The organism is Corallococcus sicarius, assembly GCF_003611735.1.
In the GTDB taxonomy this organism is placed as follows: domain Bacteria; phylum Myxococcota; class Myxococcia; order Myxococcales; family Myxococcaceae; genus Corallococcus; species Corallococcus sicarius.
The window spans coordinates 1-8331 of the sequence record NZ_RAWG01000371.1; the positions used below are offsets into that span (position 1 = coordinate 1).

At 70.8% G+C, this 8331-nt stretch carries 6 protein-coding genes and 1 pseudogene; 3 read left to right on the forward strand and 4 right to left on the reverse strand.

The window, feature by feature from the left end; genetic code table 11:
- Both D7X12_RS35880 and D7X12_RS35885 read left to right on the forward strand, forming a co-directional pair.
- Positions 1–1229: phytoene desaturase family protein (locus D7X12_RS35880; RefSeq protein ID WP_120629712.1), on the forward strand; the 1229-nt coding region annotated here is incomplete at its 5' end.
- Positions 1230–1324: 95 nt separating this feature from the next.
- The gene (locus tag D7X12_RS35885; RefSeq protein WP_120629713.1) at positions 1325–2278 is read left to right on the forward strand and encodes a sigma-70 family RNA polymerase sigma factor; all 954 of its coding nucleotides are present in this window, start codon (positions 1325–1327) and stop codon (positions 2276–2278) included.
- 10 nt (positions 2279–2288) lie between these two features.
- Here D7X12_RS35885 and D7X12_RS35890 read toward each other — a convergent pair whose 3' ends face one another.
- From D7X12_RS35890 to D7X12_RS35905, 4 genes are all read right to left on the reverse strand, one after another.
- A complete protein-coding gene (locus D7X12_RS35890) occupies positions 2289–3014 on the reverse strand; it encodes a DUF2652 domain-containing protein (protein WP_120629714.1) in 726 nt (241 codons plus the stop codon).
- Positions 3015–3084: 70 nt separating this feature from the next.
- Positions 3085–3918, reverse strand: a complete 834-nt coding sequence (locus D7X12_RS35895) for a hypothetical protein (RefSeq protein ID WP_120629715.1) — start codon at positions 3916–3918, stop codon at positions 3085–3087.
- On the reverse strand, positions 3915–6467 hold the full coding sequence (locus D7X12_RS35900) for an exonuclease/endonuclease/phosphatase family protein (protein ID WP_147443897.1): 2553 nt from the start codon (positions 6465–6467) through the stop codon (positions 3915–3917). The genes D7X12_RS35895 and D7X12_RS35900 overlap by 4 nt, the downstream gene beginning before the upstream one ends.
- Positions 6468–6607: 140 nt before the next feature.
- Positions 6608–7579, reverse strand: coding sequence for an Ig-like domain-containing protein (locus tag D7X12_RS35905; RefSeq protein ID WP_120629717.1), 972 nt, complete (start codon positions 7577–7579; stop codon positions 6608–6610).
- 168 nt (positions 7580–7747) lie between these two features.
- Between D7X12_RS35905 and D7X12_RS35910 the strand changes: the two are divergent.
- Positions 7748–8331: pseudogene (locus D7X12_RS35910) on the forward strand (hypothetical protein); the annotation flags it as partial.

The following is an 8331-nucleotide window of genomic DNA, read 5'->3' on the forward strand; positions in this document are numbered from 1 at the left end:
CGCGCGGTGGCTGCGAGGTGACGCTGTATGAGCGCTCGAAGCACCTGGGCGGACGTGCCCAGACGACGGAGGTGGAGGGCTTCCGCTTCAACCTGGGCCCGCACGCGCTGTACCGGGCGGGGGCGGCGCTGCGGGTGTTGGGGCGGCTGGGCGTGAAGCCCACGGGTGGCATTCCCGGGGCCGGCGGCTATGCCCTGCGCGCGGGCCACCTGCACACGCTGCCCAGCGGGCCCGTCACGCTGATGACCACGGACGTGCTGTCGCTCGCCGGAAAGCTCGAGGTGGCCAGGCTGCTCGCAAGGCTGGCCCGCATCGACACCGCGCCGCTGGGCTCCCTGTCGACGCGCGAGTGGCTGGACACCCGCCTGGCGCGCGAGGACAGCCGGGCGCTCGTGGCGGCCCTGGTGCGCGTGGCCACCTACTGCGCGGATCACTCGGCGCTCAGTGCGCAGGCCGCGGTGAAGCAGCTCCAGGCCGCGGTCTCCGCCAACGTGCTGTACGTGGACGGTGGCTGGAGCACCCTGGTGGACGCGGTGGAGCGACAGGCGCGTGAGGCCGGGGTCCGGCTGGAGTTGTCCACCCGGGTGGACGGCGTCGTCCTCAAGGGCGAGCGGGTGGAAGGGGTGCGGCTCGCGGACGGCACGGTGCGCGCCGCGGACGCGGTGGTGGTGGCGGGGAGCCCGACGGAGGTGGCGGCGCTGGTGCCAGGGGACGCGGTGCTCGAGCGGGAGGCTCGCGAGGCCCTCCCCATCAAGGCCGCGACGCTGGAGCTGGGACTGTCATCCCTGCCCAGGCCGGGCGCGCTGTTCGCGCTCGGGGTGGATGGGCCCTGGTACGCGTCGGTACACTCGGCCTTCGCGAAGCTGGCACCGGAGGGAGGCGCGATGGTGCACGTGGCGAAGTACCTGGGAGGTTCGGGCACGGATCCGACCGAGGCGGAGCTGGAGGCCGTGATGGATGCGCTCCAGCCGGGCTGGCGTGCCCACGTGGTGGCGCGGCGCTTCCGTCCCGCGCTCACCGTCAGCGCCGGACTGCCCCAGGCCGCGAAGGGCGGCCTGTCAGGGCGTCCCTCCGTGGAAGTGCCCCACGTGGGCGGCCTGTACCGGGTGGGGGACTGGGTGGGCACGGAGGGGATGCTCGCGGACGCCGCGCTCGCGAGCGCCGAGGCGGTGGAGGGCGCCCTGTTGCGAGGCGCGCAGGCACACCCGCGCCGCGCGGTGGGGGCATAGCCGCATGGACAACCGGGCACGAGGCGCACTGGCGGAGGCGGCACGCGAGCATGGCACGCACGCACCTCTGCTCCGCGCGGTGGGGGCATAGCCGGATGGACAACCGGGCACGAGGCGCACTGGCGGAGGCGGCACGCGAGCACGAGTCCTTCCTCTGGGGGCTCTGCTACCGGATGACGGGCGTGGCGGCGGACGCGGATGACCTGGTGCAGGAGACCTATGCGCGCGCCCTCGCCACTCCCCTGGAGCGGCTGGACGCATTGCGCCCCTGGCTGACGCGCGTGGCGGTGAACCTGTCCAGGGACCACCTGCGGCGACGCCGACGCGAGGGCTACATCGGGCCGTGGCTGCCTTCACCCGTGGAGACAGGGGACGAAGAGGTTCCACCCTCGGTGGAAGCGAGGCTTCCGGGAGGCGGCTCGACGGAGGGCCGCTACGAGCTGCTGGAGAGCGTCTCCTTCGCCTTCCTGCTGGCCTTGGAGGTGCTGTCGCCGAAGCAACGGGCGGTGCTGCTCTTGCGCGATGTCTTTGATTACTCGGTGCTCGAAGCGGCCGAGGCGCTGCGCATGAGCGAGGCGAACGTGAAGGTGGTGCACCACCGCGCGCGGGCGGCGATGGATGGGTATGACCAGTCGCGCTGCGTGCCCACGCGGGACGTGCAGGAGCGCACGCGCGCCGCGCTGGAGGGCTTCCTGGGCGCGCTGCTGACGGGTGACGTGGCGGCGGCGGAGGCCCTGCTGGCCTCGGATGTTCGAGCGCTGTCGGATGGTGGCGGCAAGGTGCGGGCGGCGCATGTGCCGGTGGTCGGAGCGAAGCGGGTGCTCGGCTTCTTCTTCCGGCTGATGGAGCTGCGGGGCGCGCCCATCGCCGCGGAGGCGCGGAGGCTCAACGGACTGCCCGCGGTGGTGGCGGTCTTCGAACCGGCAGCGGATCCGCTGCTCGCCACCCGCACCGTGATTCGCGTGGACGTGGATGCCCGCGGGAAGATCCGCGCGCTGCACGTGGTGCTGGCGGACCGGAAGCTCCTGGGCGTGCGCATGCCGGTGTGAGCCTTGGCTCTCACGGCCCCGGGGCGTCGACGATCTCCACGTTGCGGAAGTCCTCGCACGGCTTCTTGAGGCCGAGCACGTACTTCAGCGAGCGCAGCTCCAGCGTCACCTTGGACCAGAGCCTGCGAGGCAGGCTGGGGCCGAGCGCCTCGGGGAGCGCCGCGGAGACCTCCCCCAGGTCGAGGTAGTGCGTCGCCGTGCGGCCCATGCCCTCGAAGTCGTGCTCCAGCCCGCGGGTGAACTGGCGCAGCGCCGGGTCCAGCCGCGGCAGCACCGGGTCCGTCATCAGGACGTACTCCGGGACGGGCACGTCGTTCTTCAGCATCCGGTGCACGAGGATGACGTCCATCCCCGCCAGCTCCGTGAGGTGCTTCACCCGCTGGAAGGCGACCTCGCCGTCATGGGCCACGAACTTGAGCGTCAGGGCGTTGACCTGCATGCACCCGTCGCACTTGCACATCCGGTCGATGATGAGCTGCTCGCGCCGGGCGACGAACGCGCGCCGGATGTCCGCGACCTGCTGGGCGAACGCCGAGGCGTCGTCCCCCACGGCATAGAAGAACGCCGCGTCCCCCTCCAGCTTGGCGAGCTTGAACCTTCCGGCCGCGTCGATGACGGCCTCCAGCAGCTGCGCCACCGTGTCCTGCGCGTGCGCGAGGCTGAACCGGTGGTGCCTCATGAAGCGGGTGTACCCACCGATGTCCGCGATGAGCAGCAGTGCCTTCTCGATCGCCATGGGGCCGCGAGCCTAGCGAAGGGACGGGCGGCGGGCCAGGAGCACTGGCTGCCGCCGCCCGTCCGCGCCGTCAGGGGGCGGGGGCCGCGGACGCGTTCACGAACACGTCGTGGAAGTACGCATTCGCATACCCCAGGGGCGCCGGGGCCCCGCTCAAGTAGGTGGGCGGGTTGTGGGTCACCACCAGGGCCTTGCCCGGATTGGCGGGCGGATGGGTGTCCGTCACGGTGTAGGCCCCGTACACCTCGGGTTGCGCGTCCCGCTGGAACACGAAGCGGTGGTTCGCCACGTCCCACTGGACCCGCAGCGCTGCCTGCTCGCCCTGGTGGACCTGTCCCAGGTCCGCGGTGAAGAGCCGCGCTCGGGTGGAGCACGACGCGTTCGTACACCGCTCGATGATGGCCTCCACCCGCAGGAGCTGGGAGCCCAGGGGGTCCGTGGACCTTGAGACGGTGCGGATGGCCGCGAGGACGTCGTCCTGCTGGTTCTTGGAAGGCACGCCCGTCCGGGTGTTGAAGAAGTGGCCCGTGAGCTCGGCGGTGCTCTCGCCTGCCGGGGCTCCCGGGGCCGTGTACCCCGTGGTCCTGGCGTTGTTCATCCGCACCTTCGCCGCGATGGCCGTCACCGACGAGGAGTGGGCGAAGAGCAGGCCGATGCTGCCCGCCGTGTCCGAACGGCTCATCAACCGCAGGCGGGTGAAGGCCAGCTCACGGAGGGACTCCAGCGGGGCTCCGCTCTGGAGGTCCACCCACCGCGCCGGGTCGATGCCGCGAATCTTCGTCGGGCGAGAGGGATTGGGCTCCGTCGGGTTGAAGTTGTCGTAGGGCACCATCGGTTCGACCGCCTGGGCCGTGCCCCCCAGCACCAGTGCAAGCACCGCGCACTTCAGGTTCATCGTGCTCATGGCGACTCCACTTCCTTCACGTTGATGTAGTGCCGCACGCGGGCGATGTTGTCCGTGACGGCGTCCTGTCCCTTGGTCTCCACGGTGATGCCGTGCTCGTAGCCGTCGTTGAAGTTGCCCAGCAGCTCCACCCCGGTGAGCCAGTCCGTGGTCAGCAGCTCGCCCTTCACCCGGCGAAGCAGGCCGCTGTTCGCGAAGAAGGTGAAGTGGGCGTCCTTGTTGTCCACCTCCATGAGGGCGTTGCTCTCGGGGATGGAGTCGTAGTGGTCGTCCGCGCCGTAGTCGTCCTCCCAGAGGGCCGACGTCATGTTCACCGCCCCGGAGAACCCGACCGCCAGGTCCGGGAAGAAGGGGAAGTTGTCGGGGCCGGTGTGCACGGACCAGTTCGGGTAGATGGTCTGGTCCTCGATGAACTCCAGGAAGGCGTTCGTCCGGGTGACGCCATTGGCAGCCATCATCACGCGAGGCGTGTACCAGTCCGCGCAGCAGCCGCTCTGCGTCTCCAGGTCGATGACCTGCTTCACGGCGTACTCGACCCGGTGCTTCTTCATGGGGTTGTACTTGAGGACATCCTTCACCCGCGCCAGCTTCACCGTCACCTCCACCATGGCGTGGTCCGAAAGGCATTGCTGGGTGATGTTCCCCTCGGAGTCCACGCTGGCGGAGAGCGGATCGAACTGCGGGTTGACGCTCGCCGTGGAGCCGTTGAGCAACGCGAACGCGGGGAAGTCCGCCGTGTCCTGGGGAGGGAACACCAGGACGTAGTCGATGCGATCCTTGGCGCCCAGCTCGCTTTCCACGGTGTTGGCGCAGAGGGGGGACAGCCACGTCCCGGCCGCCTGCGGATCCGCCCCGGTGGCCACGCGGGCCAGATCCCGCATGGAGGAGAACTGGCTGTTGGCCTGCTCGAACTGGCCAGGCCCGCTGATGTTGAAGAGGCCGGGGCCCATCATGTCCGTGTAGTGGGCGAAGCCGACGTCCGTCTGGGTGCCCTTGGGGCCCAGCGTGTTCAGGTCCCCCAGCAGGAAGGCGGGGCGGTCCAGCCCGCTCGGCCAGGTGCCCGCGGGGACGGCGTCCTTGATTTCAAAGGGGAAGAGGTTGGCGGTCAGGGGCCCGCCCTGGCGCACCTGCTGGACGTAGGTCCGGATGTCGGCGAACTGCTGCTCGCGCATGGAGGTGTCTTCCCCGGACGTGTTCTCTCCCGCGTTGACGTGGGTGCAGAACACGTCGACGAACTCGGCGTAGTCGGTGCCCGCGGCGATCTTCGGGGTGTCGTGGTCGAGGATGACGACGGGGGCGGTCGCGGCGGGGGTGGCGATGCGCGCCCAGAGCACGCCCTTGGCCTGGGCGCAGTCCGCGCCGGTGCACATGCCGAAGGGGAAGTGGTGCACGCCGGCCTCGAGGATCTGCCGCGAGGACAGCAACACCAACCCCGTGCTGAAGATGGACGGCTGGAGCAGGTCGTCGTTCAGCTCGGCGACGTGCTGCATGGGCATCATGTTCGCCTGGATGCGCAGCAGGTTGACCTTCTCGATGAGCTCGCCGCGCTCATGGGACATCCAGACCTCGGAGAGGCAGACGACCTCCTTGTTGAAGATCTGCCGGGCGACGGTGTCGATCTCCCCCGAGCCGCCATCCGGGACCCAGGCCGTCGCGTCCGGCATCTGCCCCACGTTCCACATCGTGAAGCTGAGCGGAATGGGCGCCGGGGCCTTGAACTCCAGCGTCTCCCAGGTCGCGGTCAGCAACTCGTCGGGAGCCACGGGGGCGTTGGGGAGCCGGCCGCCGCCCACCTTCTGCGTGGCGCCGCTCGTCGTCATGGGCGTGTGCTCGATGCCGAGCCCCAGCTTGCGCACCGTGGACATGAGCGGCTCGCTCGTGCCGCTGGAGGGCAGGCCCGGCGCGAGCTTGATCTCGAACTCGATGTGGACGTGGGCCGGGTCCGAGGCCGGGAGCGTCACCGCCGCCGTGGTGGCCCAGGCCTCGCTGGGGGTCGCCAGCGCGCTCCAGCCCCCCGCGGGGTTGCCCTTGCTCTGGCTGAGGCCGGTGACGGCCCCCGGACCGGTGGAGTAGCGGAAGTGGATGCGCCGGTCCTCGCCCCGGGGCGCGTCCGCGTCAGCGACGAGGTTGAGGGTGTCGTCGCGGTTCGCATCCAGCAGCAGGGTGATGGAGCCCGCGGGGTTGAGGAGGTTCCCACTGGCGTCCCTGGGCCGGGGCACGCGCATGCCGATGAAGAGCGACTGCGCGCGGCAGGGATTCTGGGGCCCCGTCACGTTGCACTCGTCGGAGGTGTAGCTGGAGTTGTCGGAGACGTAGAGGAAGAGCTCTCCGTTGGGGCCGCCGTTCACGTAGTCCTGCAGCGGGAGCTTCTTGCCGTCGGCGTACTCCAGCGCGGGGACCACGCCGTTCGCCGTGGGTTGGAGGCACGGAGCACCGGGGCTGCAGTGGACCTGCGCGTCCTGGGGAAGCAGCTTCGTGGCGTGGGGCGCCGCCAGGGCCCCTGTGGGGATGAGACTGGCGAGGGCCAACAAGAGTGGAACGCGTTGCATGATTCCTCCGGGTGGATCATCCGGAGTGCACCGCTCATGCCGCGCCGCTTCCCCTGGGAGGCCGCGACGCGGACGGCAAGGCTTGCCGTCCACGGGCAGGGCTGGCCGGCAGGACTTGCCAGCCCTGCACCGTTTGTCGCTCAGTCGTTCAACGCGCCCGCGAGGATCCACGAGCGGACGAGGACGAGCTGGTCCGGGTGCTGATCAAAGTAGGTCTGGTTGTTGCGGGGCATGCGGGTCCCGCACGTCGTGCCTTCCAGCTTCAGGATGAGCGACGACTGGTCCGGGTCCCCGGGCGTGACGCGCTTGAGCGAGCCGCAGCCGGTGGCGGTGGAGGTGACATTGACCAGGTTGCCGTAGCTGCTCCCCGCCGCGAGGCTCAGGCCACCGCTGCTGCCGTGGCAGTTCGTGCACGAGGGGATGGTCTTCCACACGTTCTGGACATCCGTTGCATACCGGGGAACGGAGACGGGCACGGAGACGGTGCGGACCACGGGCGGGCTCGCGCCGTCCGTGACGCTCACGGACAAGGTGAACGCGGTCTGCGTGCCCACGACGGGGGAGTACCACTGCGCGCTCGCGCCGTTGCCGCCGCCCACCCAGGTGCCCCGGGAGGCCGGCGCGGTCTGCGTCCACGTGTAGGTCAGCGGGTCTCCGTCCGGGTCGCTCGCGGTGACGGTGAACGTGCCGGTGGCGCCGGCCACCAGCGCCGCGGGCCCGGTGACGGTGGCGGACACGGTGGGCGGCTGGTTGACCCTCGGGGGGCTCACGTCCACGTCCACCGAGCCCTGCACGGTGCCACCCCTGCCGTCGCTCACCGTGACGGTCAGCGTGAAGCGCTGGAGGGAGTCCACCCGCGGGGCCGTCCACGAGGGGCTGGGCGCGGAGGCGTCGTCGAAGGTGCCCGCCGGAGCGGCGGGGCTCTGCGTCCAGGCGTAGGTGAGCGCGTCTCCGTCCGCATCCGACGCCTCCAGCGTCAGCGCCACGGGGACCTCGGAGCCCACCCCCGTCACCTGGACGGTGGGGCCGGTCAGGGTCGGCGCGGTGTTGGGGGTGGGGGAGGCGTCGTCGCCACAGGCGAGCGCTCCCAGTCCGAGGAGAAGCAGGGGCATCTGGAATCGTGACGGCTGACGGCGCATGGGGGCTCCCTGGCAATGAGTTCCGGGACCCTAGGCCAGGCGGGACAATTCCTATCACCCGACGCAAGGGCTGAAGGATGGGCACCCCGGGGCAGGACGCCGGCGGGAGTTGCCCCGCCAGATGGGCTAGCGTCCAGGGCCATGCAACTGCTCCGCACCTCTGCCCTCTTGCTGCTGATGGGATGTCTCGCTTCGGGTTGCAAGCGGGACTCCGAGGCTCCCGCGACAGGTCCCGTCAGCCCGGCCGCCCCGAAGGTGGCGCCTGCGGCCTTCGTCCAGGCCGGGCTGGTGGCCCCCGTCACGGCCCTGGGACAACCGGACACGGGCGAGGTGGACCTCGCGGCGCTGCGCGACTCCGTGGCGGATCCGCAGGTGCTCTCCGAGGAGGAGGTGGGGAAGCTCCTGGCGCGGCCCGACCCCGAGGCGGATCCTCAGGTGCGCTCCACGGAGGGGCGGGGGAGCGCCTCGGAGTACGACGTGAGCGGAATGAGGCGTGAGGATCCGGCCTTCGGCATCAATGGTGGGCCGGGCACGGATGAGCTGCTGCAAGCGGAGGCCGCACCGCACATCCCGCCCCAGGAGCTGCCCGACCACAGGCGGCTGGAGCGCGAGCCGGAGGAAGAACGGGACCGTCCGCGTGTCCGGGCCGCGCTTCCCGCGCGAGCGCCTCGGGTGCGTGAGGCCCCTGCGCTGGAAGGCGGCGTGAGCGGAGGGGGCATCGGGGG

Excerpts from the sequence above, each read along its gene's own strand:
- D7X12_RS35885 (WP_120629713.1), top strand. The coding sequence starts at position 1,325 with ATGGACAACCGGGCACGAGGCGCACTGGCGGAGGCGGCACGCGAGCAC.
- D7X12_RS35890 (WP_120629714.1), bottom strand. The coding sequence starts at position 3,014 with ATGGCGATCGAGAAGGCACTGCTGCTCATCGCGGACATCGGTGGGTAC.
- D7X12_RS35895 (WP_120629715.1), bottom strand. The coding sequence starts at position 3,918 with ATGAGCACGATGAACCTGAAGTGCGCGGTGCTTGCACTGGTGCTGGGG.
- D7X12_RS35900 (WP_147443897.1), bottom strand. The coding sequence starts at position 6,467 with ATGCAACGCGTTCCACTCTTGTTGGCCCTCGCCAGTCTCATCCCCACA.
- D7X12_RS35905 (WP_120629717.1), bottom strand. The coding sequence starts at position 7,579 with ATGCCCCTGCTTCTCCTCGGACTGGGAGCGCTCGCCTGTGGCGACGAC.